This window comes from Pseudoalteromonas caenipelagi (assembly GCF_013140855.1).
Classification (GTDB): Bacteria; Pseudomonadota; Gammaproteobacteria; order Enterobacterales; family Alteromonadaceae; genus Pseudoalteromonas; species Pseudoalteromonas caenipelagi.
Genome location: NZ_JABBPG010000001.1, coordinates 632,294 through 653,842 on the forward strand (window position 1 = coordinate 632,294; position 21,549 = coordinate 653,842).

20 protein-coding genes are annotated in these 21,549 nt (G+C 41.9%); 7 read left to right on the top strand and 13 right to left on the bottom strand.

Annotation, left to right across the window (positions count from 1 at the left end; genetic code table 11):
* Nucleotides 1-47: 47 nt before the first annotated feature.
* The 7 genes from fabF to yceD form a co-directional block, all read right to left on the bottom strand.
* A complete protein-coding gene (fabF, locus tag HG263_RS02685) occupies nucleotides 48-1,286 on the bottom strand; it encodes a beta-ketoacyl-ACP synthase II (RefSeq protein ID WP_171624527.1) in 1,239 nt (412 codons plus the stop codon).
* An 82-nt stretch (nucleotides 1,287-1,368) separates the two neighbouring features.
* Nucleotides 1,369-1,605: an acyl carrier protein gene (gene acpP / locus HG263_RS02690; protein WP_070985135.1), complete on the bottom strand. Its 237-nt coding sequence runs from the start codon at nucleotides 1,603-1,605 to the stop codon at nucleotides 1,369-1,371.
* Between the two features lie 219 nt (nucleotides 1,606-1,824).
* Nucleotides 1,825-2,571 carry a 3-oxoacyl-ACP reductase FabG gene (gene fabG / locus HG263_RS02695; RefSeq protein WP_171624528.1) on the bottom strand — a complete coding sequence of 249 codons (747 nt, stop codon included), beginning with the start codon at nucleotides 2,569-2,571 and terminating at the stop codon, nucleotides 1,825-1,827.
* Nucleotides 2,572-2,590: 19 nt separating this feature from the next.
* On the bottom strand, nucleotides 2,591-3,517 hold the full coding sequence (fabD, locus tag HG263_RS02700) for an ACP S-malonyltransferase (RefSeq protein ID WP_171624529.1): 927 nt from the start codon (nucleotides 3,515-3,517) through the stop codon (nucleotides 2,591-2,593).
* Nucleotides 3,518-3,570: 53 nt separating this feature from the next.
* Nucleotides 3,571-4,623 (bottom strand): phosphate acyltransferase PlsX, encoded by a 1,053-nt coding sequence (plsX, locus tag HG263_RS02705; protein WP_171624530.1) that lies wholly within the window; start codon nucleotides 4,621-4,623, stop codon nucleotides 3,571-3,573.
* Nucleotides 4,624-4,634: 11 nt separating this feature from the next.
* On the bottom strand, nucleotides 4,635-4,805 hold the full coding sequence (rpmF, locus tag HG263_RS02710; protein WP_070985127.1) for a 50S ribosomal protein L32: 171 nt from the start codon (nucleotides 4,803-4,805) through the stop codon (nucleotides 4,635-4,637).
* Nucleotides 4,806-4,815: 10 nt separating this feature from the next.
* Nucleotides 4,816-5,340, bottom strand: a complete 525-nt coding sequence (gene yceD, locus HG263_RS02715; RefSeq protein ID WP_171624531.1) for a 23S rRNA accumulation protein YceD — start codon at nucleotides 5,338-5,340, stop codon at nucleotides 4,816-4,818.
* 119 nt (nucleotides 5,341-5,459) lie between these two features.
* On the opposite strand from yceD, the gene HG263_RS02720 reads away from it, so the two are divergent.
* Nucleotides 5,460-6,059, top strand: a complete 600-nt coding sequence (locus HG263_RS02720) for a Maf family protein (RefSeq protein WP_171624532.1) — start codon at nucleotides 5,460-5,462, stop codon at nucleotides 6,057-6,059.
* Here the strand turns inward: HG263_RS02720 and HG263_RS02725 are convergent.
* Nucleotides 6,009-6,680, bottom strand: a complete 672-nt coding sequence (locus HG263_RS02725; RefSeq protein WP_171624533.1) for an HAD-IA family hydrolase — start codon at nucleotides 6,678-6,680, stop codon at nucleotides 6,009-6,011. The two genes, HG263_RS02720 and HG263_RS02725, sit on opposite strands and share 51 nt — an antisense overlap.
* Entirely contained in the window at nucleotides 6,681-7,634 is a 954-nt protein-coding gene (gene rluC / locus HG263_RS02730; protein WP_171624534.1) for a 23S rRNA pseudouridine(955/2504/2580) synthase RluC, read from the bottom strand.
* 515 nt (nucleotides 7,635-8,149) lie between these two features.
* Between rluC and rne the strand changes: the two genes are divergently transcribed.
* The gene (gene rne, locus HG263_RS02735) at nucleotides 8,150-11,527 is read left to right on the top strand and encodes a ribonuclease E (protein ID WP_171624535.1); all 3,378 of its coding nucleotides are present in this window, start codon (nucleotides 8,150-8,152) and stop codon (nucleotides 11,525-11,527) included.
* Between the two features lie 82 nt (nucleotides 11,528-11,609).
* On the opposite strand, the gene HG263_RS02740 is transcribed toward rne, so the two are convergent.
* The 3 genes from HG263_RS02740 to HG263_RS02750 form a co-directional block, all read right to left on the bottom strand.
* A complete protein-coding gene (locus HG263_RS02740; RefSeq protein WP_171624536.1) occupies nucleotides 11,610-13,034 on the bottom strand; it encodes a hypothetical protein in 1,425 nt (474 codons plus the stop codon).
* A gap of 115 nt (nucleotides 13,035-13,149) precedes the next feature.
* The gene (locus HG263_RS02745; protein WP_171624537.1) at nucleotides 13,150-14,502 is read right to left on the bottom strand and encodes a transglycosylase SLT domain-containing protein; all 1,353 of its coding nucleotides are present in this window, start codon (nucleotides 14,500-14,502) and stop codon (nucleotides 13,150-13,152) included.
* 97 nt (nucleotides 14,503-14,599) lie between these two features.
* On the bottom strand, nucleotides 14,600-15,178 hold the full coding sequence (locus tag HG263_RS02750; protein ID WP_171624538.1) for an LPP20 family lipoprotein: 579 nt from the start codon (nucleotides 15,176-15,178) through the stop codon (nucleotides 14,600-14,602).
* A 187-nt stretch (nucleotides 15,179-15,365) separates the two neighbouring features.
* Between HG263_RS02750 and HG263_RS02755 the strand changes: the two genes are divergently transcribed.
* Genes HG263_RS02755 through HG263_RS02765 form a run of 3 tightly spaced genes read left to right on the top strand, consistent with a single transcriptional unit; the run spans nucleotide 15,366 to nucleotide 18,676 of the window.
* Nucleotides 15,366-17,084 carry a COG3014 family protein gene (locus tag HG263_RS02755; protein WP_171624539.1) on the top strand — a complete coding sequence of 573 codons (1,719 nt, stop codon included), beginning with the start codon at nucleotides 15,366-15,368 and terminating at the stop codon, nucleotides 17,082-17,084.
* Between the two features lie 4 nt (nucleotides 17,085-17,088).
* Nucleotides 17,089-17,703: a penicillin-binding protein activator LpoB gene (locus HG263_RS02760; RefSeq protein ID WP_171624540.1), complete on the top strand. Its 615-nt coding sequence runs from the start codon at nucleotides 17,089-17,091 to the stop codon at nucleotides 17,701-17,703.
* Nucleotides 17,693-18,676, top strand: coding sequence for an LPP20 family lipoprotein (locus HG263_RS02765; RefSeq protein WP_171624541.1), 984 nt, complete (start codon nucleotides 17,693-17,695; stop codon nucleotides 18,674-18,676). Before HG263_RS02760 ends, HG263_RS02765 begins: the two co-directional genes overlap by 11 nt.
* Before the next feature lie 69 nt (nucleotides 18,677-18,745).
* Here the strand turns inward: HG263_RS02765 and yejK are convergent, their stop codons facing one another.
* Nucleotides 18,746-19,759: a nucleoid-associated protein YejK gene (gene yejK, locus HG263_RS02770; RefSeq protein ID WP_171624542.1), complete on the bottom strand. Its 1,014-nt coding sequence runs from the start codon at nucleotides 19,757-19,759 to the stop codon at nucleotides 18,746-18,748.
* Nucleotides 19,760-19,824: 65 nt separating this feature from the next.
* On the opposite strand from yejK, the gene HG263_RS02775 reads away from it, so the two are divergent.
* Together HG263_RS02775 and HG263_RS02780 are read left to right on the top strand one after the other, a co-directional pair.
* Nucleotides 19,825-20,037: a YejL family protein gene (locus HG263_RS02775; RefSeq protein ID WP_171624543.1), complete on the top strand. Its 213-nt coding sequence runs from the start codon at nucleotides 19,825-19,827 to the stop codon at nucleotides 20,035-20,037.
* Between the two features lie 4 nt (nucleotides 20,038-20,041).
* Complete coding sequence (locus HG263_RS02780) at nucleotides 20,042-21,538, top strand: DUF3413 domain-containing protein (protein ID WP_171624544.1); 1,497 nt, start codon at nucleotides 20,042-20,044, stop codon at nucleotides 21,536-21,538.
* The last annotated feature ends 11 nt before the right edge of the window (nucleotides 21,539-21,549 follow it).

Consider the following 21,549-nt stretch of genomic DNA (forward strand, 5'->3'; position numbering starts at 1 on the left):
AAAAAAGCCCGGCAATGCCAGGCTCTTCATTTTATGCCTAAACAGCATTATACCTTTTTAAACAGCAACGAGCCATTAGTTCCACCAAACCCGAACGAATTACACAAGGCATATTCAAGTTTTGCGTCCCTTGCTGTATGAGGCACATAATCTAGATCACACCCTTCATCTGGATTATCTAGGTTTATGGTTGGTGTTACCTGCTGGTTTACCAACGAAAGCGCAGTGATAATAGATTCAACGGAACCTGCTGCTCCCAGTAAGTGTCCCATCATAGATTTAGACGAACTCACCATAACCTTGCCAGCTGCATCGCTAAAAATTGACTTTACTGCTTGCGTTTCCGCTTTATCACCTGCGTGAGTAGACGTTCCGTGCGCGTTAATGTAGCCGACCTGCTCTGCATTTATTCCCGCATCGTTCAATGCGTTCTTCATTGCTAACGCGGCACCGGCACCATTTTCTGGGGGAGATGTCATGTGATAAGCATCACCGCTCATACCAAAACCGACTAATTCAGCATAAATCTTAGCCCCGCGAGCTTTCGCATGTTCGTACTCTTCGAGTACCATCACACCTGCACCGTCAGCCAAAACAAAACCATCACGGTCTTTATCCCAAGGACGAGATGCAGCTTGCGGGTCATCATTACGCGACGACAAAGCACGAGCTGCGCAAAAACCGCCCATACCTATCGGTGTAGATGCTTTCTCAGCACCACCAGCAACCATAGCATCAGCATCGCCATAGGCAATCATACGCGCTGCATGACCAATATTATGCAAACCTGTTGTACAAGCCGTTACGATTGAAATGTTTGGACCACGTAGATTGTGCATAATCGACAAATGACCTGAGATCATATTGATGATCGTCGATGGCACATAAAAAGGAGATAGTTTTCGAGGTCCACTGTTTAATAGTTTGATGTGGTTTTCTTCAATCAAAGTTAAACCACCAATCCCAGAGCCAACAGCTACGCCAACTCGATGGGCATTTTCATCAGTCACTTCGAGACCTGAATCTTTAATTGCCTGTACACCAGCGGCGATACCATACTGGATAAATAAATCCATTTTTTTGGTTTCTTTTTTTTCCATGTACTGGGTGGCATCAAAGTCGTTGACTAGGCCTGCAAACTTGGTTGAAAAAGAAGATGTATCAAAGTGAGTGATGTTTTCGATGCCACTACGGCCATCTAATAAGCCCTGCCAGGTTGATGCTACATCATTACCCAGCGGCGTCAACATACCCAAGCCAGTTACTACGACTCGACGTTTAGCCACGGTTTCCTCCAAAAAGGGATTATTATTTTATGAGGGGATAAAAAAACTAAGGGCAGCGAGCGCTGCCCCGAGTGTCCGCTAATTACTCAGCGTGAGCAGTAACGTAATCGATCGCTGCTTGAACAGTAGTGATTTTCTCTGCTTCTTCGTCAGGGATCTCAGTATCGAACTCTTCTTCAAGAGCCATTACAAGTTCAACAGTATCAAGAGAGTCAGCACCTAAATCGTCTACGAAAGACGCTTCAGATTTTACTTCTTCTTCTTTAACACCTAGTTGCTCGATAATGATTTTTTTTACGCGTTCTTGAATATCGCTCATTCTTCTTTCCTTTATTAAAACGCATTTGCGTTATTTTCAGATTGCGGCGTAGTTTACGGCGCATAATACTGTGATTCAAGGATTTGCTCAGAAATTTTTATCTGGTCAAACCTCTTAGCTAATATTTTCTACTTTTATCGCTTATTTTCATAGCAATTTCAAGTAAGTTTGCAGCAAGATCACAAAAAATTAAAATGCTTGATTGTGATCTTTGCAACTTTATACCATGTACATCGCGCCATTTACGTGCAATGTCTCACCAGATACGTACGCAGCAGCGTCAGAAGCTAGATAACATACTGCCGCAGCAATCTCTTCAGGCTGCCCTAAACGTCCTGCAGGTACATTGGCTAGCGTAGCCGCTTTTTGCTCGTCTGTTAACTCATCGGTCATATCTGTTTGAATAAAACCAGGAGCTACAACATTAACTGTAATACCACGAGAGGCTACTTCACGTGCTAAAGACTTAGAAAAACCTATAACACCTGCTTTGGCAGCTGCATAATTAGCTTGACCCGCATTACCCATGGTACCTACAACTGAGCCAATATTAATAATGCGGCCACACTTTTTCTTCATCATAGGACGTAACACAGCCTTTGAAAGTCGATATATTGAACTCAAATTAGTATCAATAATATCGTCCCACTCACTGTCTTTCATGCGCATGAGTAAATTATCGCGGGTGATACCTGCATTGTTTACGAGTACATCGATATCACCTAGATCAGCCTTAATCGCGGCCAATGTATCTGTAATCGAGTCAACATCGGTAACATTTAAAGCGTAACCTTTACCCTTGCTTCCTAAGTATTCACTAATTTTTCCTGCACCAGATTCACTCGTAGCAGTACCAGCTACTTTTGCACCTTGTGCCACTAATGCATTTGCAACCGCTTTACCAATACCACGACTGGCGCCTGTTACTAAAACTACTTTACCTTCTAAAGAAAATAATTTACTCATCGTCCTAATTCTTCTCTTGTTATTTTGCTGTCGCTATAGATGCTGTGTCGTTGACCGCACTACAGGCAACAGATTTGTCAATACGCTTAACTAAACCAGTGATCACTTTCCCTGGTCCAAATTCATATGCTTGCTCAATACCTTGTTTCGCTAATGATTGCACTGTCTCAGTCCATCGCACTGGGCTATACAACTGACGAATTAGTGCATCTTTAATTTCTTGTTCTGAGTTAGCTACCGTAACATCGACATTATTAATAACATCACATGCTGCGGCATTAAAATTCAGATTTGCCAAATCCGCTGCAAGCTTGTCTGCTGCAGGTTTCATAAGAGCGCAATGCGAAGGAACACTTACTGCCAATGGTAATGCACGCTTTGCGCCTGCTGCTTTGCAAGCCTCAGAAGCACGCTCAACAGCTTCCTTATGACCAGCTATCACCACTTGACCTGGTGAATTATAGTTTACCGGAGAAACAACTTGGTCTCCCGCAGATTCTACGCATGCTTGTTCAATAGCTTGATCTTCAAGACCAATGATTGCAGCCATTGAGCCCACACCTGCAGGTACTGCTTCTTGCATATATAGACCACGTTTTTCAACCAAGATGACAGCATCGCTCAAAGACATAACACCAGCACAAACCAACGCTGAATATTCACCTAAACTGTGACCTGCCATGATAACGTCTTTACCTTGGTTGTTTTGCAACCAGTCTCTGTAAATAGCAACACTTGAAGTCAATAGCGCAGGCTGTGTACGGTGGGTTTGATTAAGCTCTTCTTCCGGTCCTGTCAAAACCAACGCAGCAAGATCGTACCCTAGTGCTGCTGATGCCTCCGAAAATGTTTGCTTTGCAACTTCGGATGTTTCTAATAGCTCTGACAACATGCCAACGGTTTGAGACCCTTGGCCTGGAAATAAAAGTGCAATTTTTTGTGACATATAGTGCTCTTCTAGTAATAGTTACGCCACGTATATTCTATACAACAAATTAACTATTTGCTGATTGACGATGGCGGATGTTCTGATTTTGATGCAATCTGCTCAAAAGTAGCTTGAATTTTCTCGGGAATGCGGCGTTCAACTTCTCGGGCGGCTTCCTCAATCGCTGCAAGAAATGCTTTACTTGAAGCATTTCCATGGCTCTTCACAACAATGCCCCGCAATCCTACCAAACTTGCGCCGTTATACTGGTCGGGGTTCACCCTTTTATATAGTTTTTTTATTATTGGCCGTAATACAAAGGCTATCAAACGGTAAAAAGCATGTTTTTTCAGCGCCTTTGTAAATTTATACATTATAAGTTTAGCTATTCCTTCACAGGTTTTGAGTGCAACATTACCAACGAACCCTTCACACACTATAACGTCAGCTTTGCCGGTAAACATGTCACTCCCCTCACAATACCCTTGATAATTGATATGCGGTGACGCTTTCATCATAACAGCCGCTTGTTTAATACCTTCATGTCCCTTGATATCTTCAGAGCCAATATTAAGCAAGCACACTTTGGGTTTTGCGATATCCAATGCTTGACCTGCAACGATTGAGCCCATAATGCCAAACTCAAACAGCGTTTGTGCATCACAGTGTACATTTGCGCCTAAGTCTAGTAGGTAAACGGGTTGTTTTTTTTCTGTCGGAACCGAAGAAATTAGCGCAGGTCTTTTTATACCCGGCAACATTTTTAATACATAATGTGCCATGAAGAATAATGCCCCTGTGTTTCCTGCACTAACACAAGCTTGGGCTTCACCTGATTTCACTAAATCCAATGCCACACGCATAGAAGATGCTTTTTTATTTCTTAAAGCAAGCGCAGGTTCACAGCTGTTAGTGACAACTTCTGTGCAATGTTTAATGATTAATCTAGGATGATTGAGAGAGTCTAATTTGCTTAACCCTTCGTTGATAACGGCTTCATTACCACAAAGGAGTAGCATTAAATTGGGATGCTTATTTACAGCAGCGATTGCTGCGGGGATAGATGAACGGGGGCCGTAATCGCCCCCCATCATATCTAACGCTATGGTTAGATGAGTCAGCATAAAGCAATCTCTTAGTTAGAAATTACTTTAACGCCTTTGTAGTAACCATCTGCAGTCACGTGGTGACGACGGTGAGTCTCACCTGAAACTTGATCTACAGTTAAAGCTGGTCCACTGATTGCATCGTGTGAACGACGCATGCCACGACGTGCGCGAGACTTTTTGCTTTTTTGTACTGCCATTAGCCTTCTCCTAAGAATCTTTCTTAAGTTGTTTTAAAATTTCAAATGGATTTGGTTTGTTCTCTTGCGACTCTATCTCTCCGAAGCTGGCAGGCTTCTCAGAATAAGTGCATGATGCTTCGTTGTGCGTTGGAACTATAGGAACCGCTAAAATCAGCTCGTCTTCAATAAGTTGACGAAGATTGATTTCACCTTCTTCATTTAGTTCTACCACATCGTAGCAATCGGGGAGATCATCTGACTCTGAACCTAATCCAACTGGAGAATAAGCAAAGTCTTGTACCAAATCCAACCCTAATTCATCATTACATCGCTGACAAATAACAGTAAGGTGTGCGCGAATAGTTCCGCTAACAACAACTAACCCTTGCTCATCATTTTTGCAATGAATGTTTACCGCTATTTCACCTGATTGATCTTGTACAACTTGCTCTAAACGAGAAAGCTCTTCAAGCTGAACAACACCGTCATAAGTTAGACAACGCTGAGCTGCTCTACAAGGATCAAGGGTGATGGGAATTTTCACCTTTTGCATAGGGGCTGCATCATATAGATAGTTAGTGGCTTAGTCAAAATAAAAATCAAACTTTCCTTTGTTTTTCGCGTTATTGCGCCCTATCCTTGCAACATATTTAATTCGACCTGCGAGTATCAATGGAAATCCCTCTTATTCTAGCCTCAAGTTCACCATATAGGCAGTCAATTTTAAAAAAATTTAACTTACCTTTTGAGAGTTTCTCTCCAGATATAGATGAAACCCCATTTACCAATGAATCAGCCGAGCAACTTGTTATGAGGTTGAGCGAAGCAAAAGCCAAAAGTGCAAAACAGCATTTTTCTAAAGGACTAGCGATAGGGTCTGATCAAGTGGCTTTGCACAACGGTAAAATACTGGGAAAGCCACATACTCGAGAGAATGCAATCAAACAATTAACCGCATTTAGTTCTGATAAAGTAACCTTTTTAACTGGGCTATGCGTATTCGATATTGAAAACAACACCGCAAACACAATTATTGAGCCATTCTCCGTATATTTTAAAACTCTGTCATTGCAACAAATTGAAGCCTATTGTGATAGTGAACAGCCTTATCAATGTGCAGGTAGCTTTAAAAGTGAAGGACTGGGAATTTGTTTGTTCGACAAGCTCGTAGGAGACGACCCTAACAGCTTGGTCGGCCTCCCTTTGATCAGACTTAACCAATTACTCGCAGAGCGCGGCTTCGACGTGCTGAGTTTGCAGCGTACGCTCTAGTTGTAGGTAGTTTTGACAAACGGCCAGTGCACAACTTTGTGTTAGTTGTTCAGCACTGGCAGCACCACAACTCATTGCAATTGCATCTATACCTGCATTTTCAGCCATTTTCATATCCAGCAATGAATCACCTATCATCACCGCATCATCAACAGCGATATTTAACTCGTCTAAAATTTGATGGATCATGTCTGGACTAGGTTTTGATTGCGCTTCATCGGCTGTGCGCGTCGTTATAAAGCAATCACCTAATTTAGTTTGCTCTAACATACGCGTAAGCCCAGCTCTTCCTTTTCCTGTCGCAACAGCAAGTAACACGCCTTTAGCCTTTAAATGGCGGATGTATTGCTCGGCATAATTAAACAACGGAGTTGCTGTGTTGTCACCGTGTATATATTGATGCTGATATGCGTCGATAAGTTCTGGCCAGTATTTTTTATCATTGGGGAATAAAGTTGCCACTGCAGTATCTAGAGATAACCCTATTATCGCCGCCGCCTTTTCGTCACAAGGAATAGCAACCCCAACACTTTCCGCCGCCAACTTTAATGTGTTTACTATTTTTGGCACTGAGTCCATCACCGTGCCGTCCCAATCAAAAATTACCAGCTTATAACGCATTCACTCTGCCCTTAATGTTTTTAAGCAATTTTCCAATGCTTTATCCAAAGGCGCTTCAACATGTAATGTGGTTTCGGTTTTTGGATGCAAAAAGCGTAAATCATGTGCATGTAAAAATAAACGGCCTAAACCTCGACTGCGCATTTTTGCGTCAAACACTTGATCTCCATACTTATCATCGCATGCTATGGGATGACCTTTACACTGAGTATGAACACGAATTTGATGCGTACGTCCTGTCACAGGTGATGCTTGTACTAAAGTACAATCGCTAAAACGCTCTAAAACTCTGAAACGTGTGTGAGAGGGTTTGCCTTGCTGTTCATCCACGCGCACCACTCGCTCACCCGATTGCAGTGTATTTTTTCGTAGTGGCTCGGTAACATTCTTTATTTTTGCAGCCCACTGTCCTGTAACCAACGCCCAGTAGTTCTTTTCCATAGTCTTTTCACGTAGTTGTTCATGAAGACCTTTTAGGATTGAGCGGCGCTTGGAAATAAGTAAACACCCTGATGTATCTCTATCTAGACGGTGCACTAACTCCAAGTTTTTCTCATCTGGTCTTAATACTCGCAACGCTTCAATAAGCCCATAACTTAAACCACTTCCGCCGTGCACCGCCATACCTGACGGCTTATTTATAACTATCAAGTAGTTATCTTCAAATATAATGGCATCTTCTAGGGCTGAAATTTTATCTAAATTGCGCGGAACAAACTCGTCTCTTTCAGCTACTTTGATGGGCGGAATACGAACAAGATCATTTGGCTGAAGGCGATAAACCGGTTTGACACGTTTTTTGTTTACGCGAACTTCTCCCTTTCGCAAAATTTTATATACCGCACTCTTTGGTACGCCTTTTAGATAGGTTACCAAGAAGTTATCTATACGTTGACCTTCTTGGTCTTCGGTAATAGTAACAAAGCTAACTTTTAAACCGGACTTTTCTGACATTGCCTAATCACTGATTTGAGTAATAATTTAGTTGCTATCACGAGGGTATTAATGGGATAATCGGCTCGAAATTTTGCGAAACCGCTTTTTAATCGCAAAATACTAATCGTGAAGCACATCTGGGTGTTAGATCATACAGATTGAAGCTAGGATTTCCAAAGCTTTTGTCACACCCGAACAAACACGTGCATTTAACACCTTACGATGAGCGTAATAGATCGTAAGTGATGTTAAGCACGATTAAACCTAAAAAAAGCAAGAAATAAAGATATTTGTCTGATAGTTAACAGTATCGTGCTATTTAGCCCGTGCGAAAAACCAAATGCAAAATGCATTGCCGACAAGAGTACTGTAGACGCAAGTTATGCGCTGTAAAACACTGCTCGCTAGGCAAGGTTAATGTGAATTGTTCCCGCTTTCCCCAGTCGTGAGACTGCATTAAAACCTATGGAACACTAAATCTGCCGATACTGCAGGCGGTCAGACTCGACTAAATTTGAAAGTAGAGTAACAATATGAAACGTATGCTAATCAATGCGACGCAGCAAGAAGAAATGCGCGTAGCACTGGTTGACGGCCAAAGATTATATGATTTAGATATCGAAAGTCCTGGTCACGAACAGAAAAAAGCCAATATATACAAGGGTAAAATTACCCGTATCGAACCCTCTTTAGAAGCCGCGTTTGTAGATTATGGTGCTGAGCGCCACGGTTTCCTTCCTCTTAAAGAAATTGCAAAAACATACTTCCCAAGTGGTTATACCTTCAACGGTCGTCCTAACATCAAAGACGTGATCAAAGAAGGTCAAGAAGTAATCGTGCAAGTTGATAAGGAAGAGCGTGGACAAAAAGGCGCTGCACTTACAACCTTTATCAGTGTTGCTGGTAGTTATTTGGTATTGATGCCGAATAACCCAAGAGCTGGTGGTATATCTCGTCGCATCGAGGGCGATGAACGTATCGAATTAAAAGAAGCCCTGAGTCGTTTAGATTTGCCTAAGGGTATGGGGTTAATCGTACGTACAGCTGGCGTCGGCAAATCTTACGAAGAACTTGAATATGACCTTAAAGCCCTGCTAGTACACTGGCAAGCAATCCAAGAAGCTGCTGATAGTGGTAAGGCACCTTTCTTAATCCACCAAGAAAGTAATGTTATTTTCCGCGCGATTCGCGATTATTTACGTCGTGATATCGGTGAAATCCTGATTGATAAAGCACGTGTGTTCGAAGAAGCAAAAGCCCATATCGAACGCTTCAGACCTGATTTTATGAGTCGCGTTAAACTTTATCAAAACGACGTACCATTATTCACGCATTATCAAATTGAAAGCCAGATTGAATCTGCTTTTCAACGTGAGGTCCGTTTACCATCAGGCGGTTCAATCGTTATTGACCCAACAGAAGCATTGACGTCTATCGACATCAACTCGTCAAAAGCAACTAAAGGCGGTGATATCGAAGAGACAGCATTAAACACAAACTTAGAAGCTGCAGACGAAATTGCTCGCCAATTGCGTTTACGTGACTTAGGTGGATTGATTGTTATCGACTTTATCGATATGACTCCTCCTCGTCACCAGCGAGAAGTTGAAAACCGTTTAAAAGATGCTGTCCGCCCTGACCGTGCACGCGTACAAATCGGCAAGATTTCACGATTTGGCCTATTAGAAATGTCTCGTCAGCGCTTACGTCCAAGCCTAGGTGAAGCAAGTCAGCACTCTTGCCCACGTTGTAGCGGCCAAGGAACGATTCGTTCTAATGAGTCTATTGCACTATCTATCCTTCGCTTAATTGAAGAAGAAGCGATTAAGGATAATACCGCACAAGTCAATGCACAGGTACCTGTTACCGTTGGCGCCTTCTTACTGAATGAGAAGCGTAAGTCAGTGCATAGAATTGAAAAACGTCACAACTGTGATGTGGTGATCATTCCAAACCAACATATGGAAACACCGCATTATGAGGTGCTTCGTTTACGCAAAGATGAAACTTCTCAAGCAGCAAGCTATGAGCAAATGACCGTGCCAGAGCCAGAGGTGCTTGAAGTATCTCGCGCTACGATTGTTACTAAAGAAGAGCCAGTGTTGAAAGGTGTGGTTATGCCTACAGCACCTGCTCCAGCACCTAGCGTTACTCCGAAAAAACCTACCAAGCCTGAAGTCGCGAAGAATGAGCCTAGCTTACTGACTCGCATTGGTAACTGGCTAAAAGGTTTGTTTGGCACGCAAAGCGAAAACAAAGAAACAGAGCAGAAAAAGCAGCCAGAGCACAAGCCTCGTAGAAATAATGACAATAGACGGAAAAACCAAAACCGTCGCCGTAATAATCCTAAAAAGCGTGATGAGCAGCCGCAAACAGCTAACACTGAGCAAGAAGCTAAAGCCGTTGACAACCGCAACAACAGTGAGAGTCGTGCTAAACCTGAAGGTAGAAACAAACGTCGCCGTCAGAACCCACGTAAACGCAACGATGAAGTGAAACCAGACGCAGTAAAAGAAGAGCAGTTAAACACTGAAGTCGAAGCAAACGACGTTAAGGTTAAGCCTCGTCGTCAACGCCGTAATCTACGCAAAAAAGTACGTGTTAGCGATCAAACTGAAGCAAATAATGATGTTGTTACAACTGAACAAGCTGTTGATGTAACTGAGCAATCAACAAAAGCTCAAAACTCTGAGCCAAAAAATGTTGAAATTAAGCAAGATGTAGAGCAACAAAAAGCAAAGTTAGATACAACAACTAAGTCTGACTCTAACACTTCACCTACACCAGAGAAATCACAAGCTTCTGAGCTTCCTCAAGAAACATCAGAGGGTTCAGTAAAAGATGAAGATGATGCGCCTAAAACACGCTCTCGCCGCTCTCCTCGACACTTACGAGCAGCAGGACAACGTCGACGTAAGCCTGAGGGAGATAAAGATGCTGTGCCTGCATTTATACCCGTTGCAGATCAAGCAGCAGCTGAGTATGAAGCGCAACTGAAAGCACAAAGTACTTCCGAGTCTGGTGCTGAAGCTGAAGTGAAAACTCAACTACCAGCAACTGAAGAAGTAGCAGAAGTTCAAGGCCAAACTCAGCCTGTAGCTGCACCTGAAGAAGCGACAGAAGCACAAACTGACGCTCAGCCAGAAGAAGCGGCAGAAGCGCAAGCTGAAATTCAGCCAGAAGCTACAACTGAAGAAGTAGTAGAAGCTCAAGCGGACGCCCAGCCAGAAGCTGCAACTGAAGTAGCAGAAGAAGTTCAAGCGGACGCTCAGCCAGAATCTGCAACTGAAGAAGTAGTAGAAGCTCAAGCGGACGCTCAGCCAGAAGCTGCAACTGAAGAAGTGGCAGAAGCTCAAGCGGACGCTCAGTCAGAAGCTGCAACTGAAGAAGTGGCAGAAGCTCAAGCGGACGCTCAGCCAGAAGCTACAACTGAAGAAGTGGCAGAAGTTCAAGCGGACGCTCAGCCAGAAGCTGCAACTGAAGAAGTGGCAGAAGTTCAAGCGGACGCTCAGCCAGAAGCTGCAACTGAAGAAGTGGCAGAAGTTCAAGCGGACGCTCAGCCAGAAGCTGCAACTGAAGAAGTGGCAGAAGCGCAAGCTCAACCAGAACCTACAACTGAAAAAACGGTTGAAGTTCAAAGCGCTGCTGGTTTAAATGGCACCCAGAGCAAGCCTCGCGTTCGTTGTACTAACAATGCTAGCTCGCCGATGACTAAAGCTAGCAGTGTAGATGAGCCTGATAACATGATCACACCATCTGCAATGCCTCATGAAGCAAGAGAAGTAGTTGCTAACTCGGGTTTATCTGCTGGTTCAAAAGCACCAACAGGTAAAGCGAGTGCAGCAATGGCATCAACGATGTCAACCACCTCTAGCGCTCAGTCAACTACGGAACCGAGCCATGCAGAGTAATTACTGCTGCTAAGTACTTTAAAAGGCCGCATTTGCGGCCTTTTTTATTCTCACTTATTTTCATTTAATATAACCAAAATAATTAAGGCTGAATTAAATTACTACTAGGTGAAAAAGTGAAGTTATCAAACACGGCATTGTAGCTAGAAGATTGCGTAGTCCCCCAAGTTTGTAACTCAAAGACATCTCCTGCGTTCACCTGAATATTTTCCGCGACGCCTGAAGCACTTCCAGCTGTTGATAATGGATAACTCACACCATTAATAACGTATCTAATATAGTCTCCATATTGACCCGCAGAGTTAACAGCGATATTCCAGTTAAAACTGATCACACCACTTTTTACTAACGTTGTCGATGCTGTTACACCTCCACCACCACTGACCACATTGGCGGTCAGTGCTGACGCGCTCATATTAGAAGCAGCAACACCAGATACAGTCCATTTATTTGGTGAAAAATCTCCCGTAAAACCAAGAGTGTCTGGTATAAAAATAAAATTATCAAACGTTGCGTTATAGCTAGAAGACTGCGTAGTCCCCCAAGTTACCAACTCAAAAACATCACCCGCCTTTACTTTAATGCCTTGCGCCAATCCTGAAGCACTGCCCGAAGTAGATAAGCTATGTACAACGCCATTAAGCACGTATTGAATATAATCCCCATATTGGCCAGATGAGTAAATTTGTATATTCCAATTAAAGCTGATTGTGCCATCAGCTGGTACTGATATCGCAGCGGTTACACCTCCCCCACCATTGGTTACATGTGCACTCAGTGCTGAGGAAGTCATTGTAGATGCGGCAACACCTGAAATATTCCAGTTTGCTGGGTCAAAGCTATTTACAAAGCCGTATATGGCGTTCTCATAATAACTACCACACTTATAGTGATAACGAATTGTATTGCTTGTAGGTCTTTCTAATCGAAGATAACTTAGTACACTCTCATTTGGGCAACTTACGTTTTGTCTATCTAAATAAACAGCATTACCACCACCATCTTCATCAGCATTTGTAAAATAGTCTTTTACATCAAACAACACCTTGTTGCCACACGTGTAGTGATATCGGATAGTGTTACTTGTAGGTCTTTCTAAGTGAAGATACTGAATACCTTTGCCTTCGCAGTTAACTGTGTGACGGTCTAAAAAAACCACATTACCACCACCATCGTCATTTGCTTGAGTGTACATCGTGTTACTTGATGAGTTAGCCATGTTTGTACAGCCATATTCATAAGCAATTTGTGTTGGCGTAGGCCTATAAAGGTGCATAGAATTTAATGCATCACTGCCACAGTTCAAATGATGCCTATCTAAAAATACCATATTACCTTGGCCATCATCGTTTGCTTGTGTTGTCATCGGGTAAGTTGATGCAGAAGCTAGCTGAGAAAATGATGCCACTAGTGTAATCAAAGCTATGCTGCATGTATTATTTATTGATTTGAGTCCGCGTTGCTTTCTTGGCAACAAGTGGAGCTGCTTTTGAGATTGAGTTTTCATGTGTTTGTCCTTTGGTATTGATTTTCAATATCAAAGTTAAGCAGGAGTAGCTATCATGTAAATTACGCGGCATTACGCGTAATTAGAATTACCACGCAGCTATTAACTATATTTTTTAATATAAACTTTCTTTTTCTAACACACGCTTTAAATAATGTTTAGTCTCATCATAAGGTAAACCACGCTCAAGGGCCTCTAGCACTCGCTCAGGTGTCATTGAGTTTATAATACGGCTGGCCCTTTTAATATTACGAGAATCATCACTATTAAACACCCTTGCCACATTACCAGCTCCAGTATTATATGCTGCGATCATGCAATATTTTCGGCTTAATGGGTCTGCAATGTGCTTTAAGTAACGCTTATCAAGTATATGTAAGTAGGCAGTGCCCGCTTCAATATTATTATCAGCATTAAATAGATATGGACCCGCCATCGGCTTATCTCGGTTATATAAAAAGCGATTTACATCTACGCCAGCGCTCGTCGGGACAACCTGCATTAGACCAAAAGCAGGAATTGCAGACTTTGCGAGTGGGTTAAAGTGGCTTTCAGTATGTATTACTGAAAAAACTAAACTCCCCTCGATGCCAAACCGCTCGCTATTGGCAGATACCAATGGCTCATATTCTTTTGCTCGTTTTGGCAATTTGATGTTTTTTGGTAACGTGATAGCAAACTCTGTGACTTTTGCAGCAGACTTGGGAGCTTGTGCTAGCGATTTAATACTATTTCTTAAGCGCTCCAAACGCTGCGTTTGTAATATTTCGAGCTTGCGCTGCTTGTCTTCTAGCAATTTTTTAGCCTTGAGCGCATCCACAGATTCAGTCAACTGGTCATCCATCTGATGTTCAGCGAGTTGCTGCTGCTGCAAAGTTTGATCTTTTATCTGTTTTTTTGCTCGAAGTAATGATTGCGCCTTGATGACATTACTTACCTCATATGTTGAGCTGGAAAGCTGCGTAACTGGCGGGAACTGTGGCTTTGAGTCTAAGTAAAAGCTTTCGAGCAATTTTGTATGTTCAGATAAAAACCGTTTAAAGATTGCGTGTGCTTCCTTGGCAGTGATCTCTGCTTGCTTTGAATGGTGCACGGCAATTGACAAAGTATTAGTTTCAAAATCAACAATTAAACGTGCATCGTTTTCATCATTATATGCCACATACTTTGCTTTATCGGATATTTCTGCCTCCCCCCACTGTGCAATTAGTGCATCCCTGTAAGCATCAAACTCTGCGAAGTGTTGCGCCACATAATCGTCAAATTCCTTAATCCGTTGCTGTTTAAATAGCTCAAACTCTTCCAATTCCTTATTGTGTTGGCTTTTGAGATCGCTATTTTCACTAAAGTTAGACCGCCATTGTTGCATCGCCTCATCAAGCTCACTGAACATAATGTCTTGCGATGCTTCGGTTGAAGTCCAAAAAAACGGCGAGATAAAAGCGAACATTATTACCTTTTTTTTCATTGCCGCTCTCCTAGCAGAACAATTTAAAGCTATTTTTTCGACGTATTTAGTGGATGACCCATCAGCTGATGACGTTCAGATGAATCATCAACACTGTCTAGTTAGTCAACTTAGCGATTTCTTTTTCTAAGTCTTGCTCAGCTTTAAATGCTTTAAACTCTTGATATAGAAACTGTTCATCTCTTGGATCAATTTTTGGTTTAGCTGACTTAATCAAATCTTTAAATAAGGTTTTTGTAAGCTCTGGAGATAATGTAGTTAACGCACAGAAATAATCTTTACCCGAAATATCAACCACATCAGCTTTCACAACTCGTGAACCATTCAGCGTTTGTTTAGTAAGTTGCTTTGATACTGAACTAAAGGTACTTCCTACTGACATCTCGTCATTTGCATCGGTTCTGTTAGCAAACGTTTTATCGAGCCCTTCTATGCGCACTTCAATTTGTTGTGCAAGCGCTAAACGCGCATTAGCGACAGCCATTTTTTGATCCACAGAAATATTGCCTGAATACTTAATACAATCTGCAGCGGCAATACCGTCTTCAATAACCGGGTTAAGTACCCAATCAGGAATATTTACCCGAGGACTTGAAGCATCGTCGTCTTTCGTTGAACTACAGGCTGTTAGCATCCCAGCAATTACAAGCGTAGTGATTAGTGGTTTAATTTTCATAGTCTTTCCTTTTGGCCCGAAGTAATTTATAACTCCCAATCTAGCAAACTATTTCGCCAGAGGAAGTAATAAATTGTAAAAACCATTTTTAACAATTTATTGCTTTAATAATATTTATAGTTTTATTACTTTGACCACATTGATAAGATAAATTTCGTCACCTCACGATTAAGCAAAGGACGCATCATTGAGTGCTAGTATAAAAAAATCTATTTCGTTATTAGTTGTTTTAATTAAACTTTGCTTACTCAGTGCCTGCAATATCACACCATTACAACAGCTTTCACCTGCTCAATTAGCACAACAAGGTCATTTTGCGAAAGCCAAACAAAACATTACACAAAATTACAGTAAAACAGGCAATGAGAGATTACTCTACCATTTAGAAATGGCAAGTCTATTGCAACTTGAGAAAAACTTTGAACAGAGTAATACGCATTTGAGTGAAGCGCTAAACCTAATAGAATCGTTCTATACGCAAAGCATTTCCGAACTTGCTATGGTTCAATTTAGTGGACCAACGTATACAACCTATAAAGGAAAGGCCTATTACGTGCCGCAAATTCATACTATGAAGGCTATTAATTACAATGCGTTAGCAAAGGAAAACCCTACGCAAGCACAAGCTTTCTGGGACGCAGCGCTCGTTGAAATGCGCCAACTCGATGTATTTTTAAGCGAACTTAAAGAAAAAACAGGTGGCTATTCTAGTGCGCAAACAAATGACTCAACTGCCAGTAAAATCAATAAAGTGCTAACACCCATTTTTGCACCAAAAGGGCTACTTGAAAACATAGACTACAAAGATGATGCATATGCACACTTTCTCAGCGGTGTTCTATTTGAACAAAGTGGTGAGTTAGACTCTGCTCGACTCCAATACGAGCGTGCGATGCAGATGTACGACAATGGTTTTGAGCAACAATATAAATTACCTGAACTTATTTCCCAACAAGTCTCTGCTGCGCTTATCCGTGTTATGCAAAAATCTGGAGGCTATCAAAATAAACTCCGCGAACTAAAAAACCGGTTAAAGGGCAAGCTAGAAAGTAGTGACAACAATGCCAATGTAACCATAGTGCAAGATATCGGTATCGCACCAAAAAGAAAGCAACTGAATTTATTGCTAAAAGCAGATGCTAAAGCTAAAGCGCTTGTTATGACCCCCATTGTATTTGGGACAACTAAAGAGCGAAAAGCACAAGTAAGATGGTTCCAAATGCTCCATGCAGACACCAGTTTATTCGACATGGTTCAAAATTACATGTTAGGTGATTTAGGTGATGTGGCTATGGGTACGGTTACAAAACGCCTCCCTCTGGGACCGCTTTGGGATGATGCCGTTAAGCTCGGTATTGTTGATGCACTCGAATTCGGAGCACGGATTTCTGTTACCTATTTAGAACCAATCGATACGCCAGTTAAAAGGAGCGAAGTTTGGCTTGCAGGTAAGCGCTATACACAACTACTTCCCTACCACTCAATTGGGCTTCTGACGCTTCAAGATGCACTTGCGCAATCAACCAATGAGATAAGAGCCGCGCTGACCAGAGAAATTACCAAAGCGCTTTCTGCAAAGAAGGTATTAAAAGAAGTTGGCGTCAAGCAAGATAATTTACTCGGCAGCTTGGCCAAGCTTTCTACATCGTTAGTCAATGCAATTACCGCGTCAGCAGATACACGACAGTGGCAAACACTCCCCTTAGAAATTCGTGTTGCGCAGTTTGCGCTTCCTGCCGGCGAGCAACAAATTACAATTAAAACCTATTTGAACTCTGGACATATCATTGAACAAAGTGAAACGCTTAATATCAATCGCAATATGGGCCTTTGGCACACACGCACTTTTTTGAATACTAAACGTGACCAGAGTTCTCACGCTCTCTCAACCTTAAATATGGAATAATGGCATGAAAAACAATCGCAAATTAATTAAGCTCATTCCTTTTGCGGTGCTCTCTACACTCGCATTAACTGCTTGTCAAAGCACTAAAGTACAGCGTATTGATGCGAATCAAGAAGTGGCTTTGTCAGATAAATGGAATGGTAAGGATTCACAACTGGTGGCTGAAGCGATGATAAGCGACATGCTCAGCTTTGCGTGGGTAAACGAGCACCTAAAAAAAGAGGGCAGTCGCCCAGCAATAATCATTCAAACTGTGCGTAATAAATCTCATCAACATATAGCGGTAGATACCTTCTTGAACGACCTGAAACGTGCAATTTTGCGTTCTGGACAAGCCGATTTTGTTGCAAATAAAGATGTTAGAAATGAAATTAGGGAAGAGCGTAAAGACCAAGAGCTGAATGCTACGTTGGAGTCGCAAAATGAAATGGGTCAAGAATATGGTGCCGATTATGCGCTATCAGGAACCATTAACTCTTTTGTTGACCAACAAGGTGGCACTCGCGTCACCTTTTATCAAGTAGACCTACGTCTGATCGATATGACGAGCAACAGAGAGGTATGGAATGGTCAGAAGAAAATTCAAAAACTACAAGAGCGCTCCGGTTATGGTTTCTAAACTCTCGGTGGCTCTATGCTTAAGCGTAATGCTAGCAACAGGCTGCCAAACAACTGAGCAAAAATCACCGTCTCCTACGACACCTGCGTGGATTACCTCCACGCCGCATTCTGACTATATGATTTATGGTGTGGGTGTTGCAGATAGTGTAGGCGATATGCAAACGGCTAGGCTTGCAGCTCAAGAGTCGGCACGGTTGGCACTCGCTAAGCAGTTAAATGTCACTATTTCTGCTACAACCAGCATAGCACAAAGTGCAAGCGAAAAATCTATGCAATACTATGTGGATGAAGTGATTAATTCACAAGTTCCCAGCATTTTGCTGCAAGGCGTTAAAATTGAAGAAGAGTTTCAAAAAGAGAACACAGCTTATGCGCTCGCTTCATTTAACCGTACAGAAGCGATTATGCAAACGGAGTTATCTATAAGTGGTATTGATGACACTATCCGCCAAGTTTCCTTAAACGCAGCTACTAAATCTCAAAAATTAAAACAAGCAATTAAAGTTCGCAGGCTAGTTATTGAGCGCAGCAAATTAAATGACTATTTGCAAATGCTACAATCAGCAAAACAGCCCTTACCTACTGAGGTGCGTGCTCAGTTATCCAGCAGTGAAGCAGTACTGAATAGCTTAAGTTTTAGTATCACAGCCGACTCCTATAAGCATAGCAATATAAAAGATGTCGTTGCGAGTGCTCTCACCGGAAATGGTATTCAAATCGTATCAAACAACGCTGATTTTGAGTTATCTTTTCGTGTAGATTGGCAGCATATTAAAAAGGCCGATACTTTTTATAGCATTGGCGAGAGCTTTTTAGTCGTTAAGGAAAACGGGCGCGAAAAAGCACATTTTAATGGCAAAGTTAAAGCCGCATCTTCATACTCACAAACAGCCAAAAGTAATGCAATGCAAAAGCTTGCCGGTAAGTTGTCTAAGCAGTTGGCCGAGTTTATCGCCTCTGGTGCCTGGTAGGAGCGTTGCCAACAAAAATGCCGCTTCAGCGGCATTTTTTAGAGAATTATAAAGTACTAGATTACGGCACTATTCGCCTTGTTCATAGAATCTTTGTAGTTGATCTTTCAAGTTTGGTGGAATCCCTTTTATAGTGAGTGTATCGCTTTGCGCATCGTAAATAACACGCTCACCCAAATGCTTACGTTCAAACCCAACGCTCACTCCACCACCGAGACCAGAAAACTTAACCATCGCACTCACCGTTTTCTTATCAACAGGAAAAGAGTCTGCCAAGTCGTAACCTTGCTCTTTATAAAAAGCGTCAAATGGCGCATCAGATGACTTTGATAATGTATCCGATAGAGCCTCCACATTAGCATCTTCGCCTGAAGCAACACAGTCATTACAATAGTCGAAAACTTCTTTACGCAAGGTGTCTTTTTCTTGTTTATCAAACTGCTGCTCGCTCAGATAATCTTCCACAGCATTGAGCATTACTTGTGACTGCTGTTTTGGGTCTATCCCCTCTTCACAGCCTAAAAAATCTAGGAAAAAGTCAGCAACTTTTCTGCCCGCCCGACCTTTTATGAATGAGATATATCGCGCATCCTCAGCTTGCGTATCCCACGCAGTCAGATCAACACGTGCGGCTAATTGCATACGTGAAATATCTAAATGTCGCGACGCGGATAAGTCAAGTTCAGAAGTGATAGAATAATGCTCTTTAATATTTATCAGCGCGATAAGAATGTAATCTGTTGCGACATATTGATAGTGACAAAAAATCAAATAGCCTGTTTCGTTAAAGGCATATTTGTTTAACTCTTCTTTTAACACTTCGGTCGCTTGCTGTGTCAAATGCCAAAAGCCCAATTCATTATTTCGATAGCTTTGCATTGCAGCAGATACTTGGCTGTTTTTTTCGCCACTGAAGGCACAGTATCCTTTACCTGGTTTTCCATTGTAAGCATGATGTAACTGTTCGATGAACACCTTAACTTTATCGTTAACTTGCATCTCATCTTCACGTAAGTGGATCTGTGTATCTTCGTCTTGCTTGTCGACATAATGTACAACTAGCTTATTCACCTCTATGCTCATCTTTGTTTTTCACGCCTCTGGTGTTAAAATGTAAAAATTATAACTCTTTAAAATTGAACCAACTGATGCCTATCCAATCTAAATATTCCAACAAACAAGTTGAACAAATTGTTGACCAACTAATTGATGTTCTGACCTCGCAGAAGGCACCAGTGGATTTGAGCCTCATGTGTTTGGGAAATTCTATCACGCATATTTTAAAAGAACATGTGCCAGAAGCGAAAAGACAATCAGTAGCTGAAAACTTTGCTAAAGCGCTCGTACAGTCGGTAAAATAACTGGATGAATCTAACCCCTCAAAGCCCGTTTTCTTCTAAAGCTAGCCAACTTTTAAGTTGGGGGCACTGGTTTACGTTTGCAAATATTGGCTTAGTACTGTTAATTAGCAGTAGCTACTTATTTGCAGATAAAGCGCCGTCAAGTGCTCTTGGCGGCTTTTATATGCTTATTACTTGGTTAAGTCATACGAGCTTTATCACCTTTTGTGCTTTTGTGCTCACCGTATTTCCATTGAGTCTCGTATTTCCATACCCTAGGCATATTAGAGGTATGGCCGCACTGCTCGCAACCTTTGGAATATCTGTTTTAAGTCTAGATGCATTTATATATTTTCAACTCGGCTATCACTTAAACCTCCAGTCAGGTCCTGAAATAATTTCATTACTTTGGAGTAAATTCAGTGGTTCGCCTATTATAGCTTGCATCTTGGTTATAAGCTTTGTAGTAATCGTGCTTGTTTTTGAATTACTTGCGGGAAATCGTGCGTGGCGTCACCTTGCTGAACTTAAAAGTTATAAATTCCCTAAATATGCATCTGCTATACTGGTGAGTTGTTTTGCAGCCAGCCATAGTATCCACATTTGGGCCGACGCAAATGCCTATTTTGATATTACCAAGCAAGACAACGTACTTCCGCTGTCTTATCCTACGACTGCCAAAACACTGCTAGCTAGGCATGACTTATTGGACATTAAACAGTACGAACAAGCGCATGATATCAGCTTGGCACAAACTCAAAACCTCTTCACATTGAGTAAACCAGTTCCATCGTGTGATGTACCAAATGATAAGTCGGTATCAATTGTGGTGTTTGAGCACGTAAACGCCTTGGATGTTTTCGTCAATCAGCAACAACTGACCCCGATAAGACAACTACTGCAACCGACAAACCATTCTGATGCGTTGTTTAATTTGGTTTATGGCCTGCCCGCTTTTTATAAAAACACAGTTTTAGAGCACTCGACACCTGCATGGAGTTCGCTTCAACCGCTATTAAATGTGGTTGGCTTTGATCGCTTTCACAATATTGAAAATGACAGTGCCCCTATCAACATCATCAGTGGCAACGCGCTTGAATCGGATAAAAAAATTGAAGGTACTATTATTGCATTTTCTTTAGCGCCTCAAAGCAGTGATGCGATTCATACTGGTATGCTTTATAGCAAGGGCTTTGATGTATCTGAAACGCTCATATTTAAGCAATTACAAGACATTACTTACACACTCGTTGCCTCTCATTTAAACTGTACAGAGCTTGCGAGCCACACTATGTTAGGTAGGGATCTTAAGCATGTCAGCAGCGTTGAGGGCGTTAACTATACCCAAGGTGTGCTGGTCGCTTTTAAAAAAGATAGGATTACGTTAGTTAGCCAAGATGGTAGTTATAAAAATCTATCTGGCACCGAAGGATTTACTATCGAACAAAAGCTGGATATTCCATTTTTAATCAACAGTATCAAGGTATTGAAAAAGTTTTCACCGGAACAAAACCCTCACTGATTTGCCATTTA

Excerpts from the sequence above, each read along its gene's own strand:
- acpP (WP_070985135.1), bottom strand. The coding sequence starts at position 1,605 with ATGAGCGATATTCAAGAACGCGTAAAAAAAATCATTATCGAGCAACTA.
- fabG (WP_171624528.1), bottom strand. The coding sequence starts at position 2,571 with ATGAGTAAATTATTTTCTTTAGAAGGTAAAGTAGTTTTAGTAACAGGC.
- fabD (WP_171624529.1), bottom strand. The coding sequence starts at position 3,517 with ATGTCACAAAAAATTGCACTTTTATTTCCAGGCCAAGGGTCTCAAACC.
- plsX (WP_171624530.1), bottom strand. The coding sequence starts at position 4,623 with ATGCTGACTCATCTAACCATAGCGTTAGATATGATGGGGGGCGATTAC.
- rpmF (WP_070985127.1), bottom strand. The coding sequence starts at position 4,805 with ATGGCAGTACAAAAAAGCAAAAAGTCTCGCGCACGTCGTGGCATGCGT.
- yceD (WP_171624531.1), bottom strand. The coding sequence starts at position 5,340 with ATGCAAAAGGTGAAAATTCCCATCACCCTTGATCCTTGTAGAGCAGCT.
- HG263_RS02720 (WP_171624532.1), top strand. The coding sequence starts at position 5,460 with ATGGAAATCCCTCTTATTCTAGCCTCAAGTTCACCATATAGGCAGTCA.
- HG263_RS02725 (WP_171624533.1), bottom strand. The coding sequence starts at position 6,680 with ATGCGTTATAAGCTGGTAATTTTTGATTGGGACGGCACGGTGATGGAC.
- rluC (WP_171624534.1), bottom strand. The coding sequence starts at position 7,634 with ATGTCAGAAAAGTCCGGTTTAAAAGTTAGCTTTGTTACTATTACCGAA.
- rne (WP_171624535.1), top strand. The coding sequence starts at position 8,150 with ATGAAACGTATGCTAATCAATGCGACGCAGCAAGAAGAAATGCGCGTA.
- HG263_RS02740 (WP_171624536.1), bottom strand. The coding sequence starts at position 13,034 with ATGAAAACTCAATCTCAAAAGCAGCTCCACTTGTTGCCAAGAAAGCAA.
- HG263_RS02745 (WP_171624537.1), bottom strand. The coding sequence starts at position 14,502 with ATGAAAAAAAAGGTAATAATGTTCGCTTTTATCTCGCCGTTTTTTTGG.
- HG263_RS02750 (WP_171624538.1), bottom strand. The coding sequence starts at position 15,178 with ATGAAAATTAAACCACTAATCACTACGCTTGTAATTGCTGGGATGCTA.
- HG263_RS02760 (WP_171624540.1), top strand. The coding sequence starts at position 17,089 with ATGAAAAACAATCGCAAATTAATTAAGCTCATTCCTTTTGCGGTGCTC.
- HG263_RS02765 (WP_171624541.1), top strand. The coding sequence starts at position 17,693 with ATGGTTTCTAAACTCTCGGTGGCTCTATGCTTAAGCGTAATGCTAGCA.
- yejK (WP_171624542.1), bottom strand. The coding sequence starts at position 19,759 with ATGAGCATAGAGGTGAATAAGCTAGTTGTACATTATGTCGACAAGCAA.
- HG263_RS02775 (WP_171624543.1), top strand. The coding sequence starts at position 19,825 with ATGCCTATCCAATCTAAATATTCCAACAAACAAGTTGAACAAATTGTT.
- HG263_RS02780 (WP_171624544.1), top strand. The coding sequence starts at position 20,042 with ATGAATCTAACCCCTCAAAGCCCGTTTTCTTCTAAAGCTAGCCAACTT.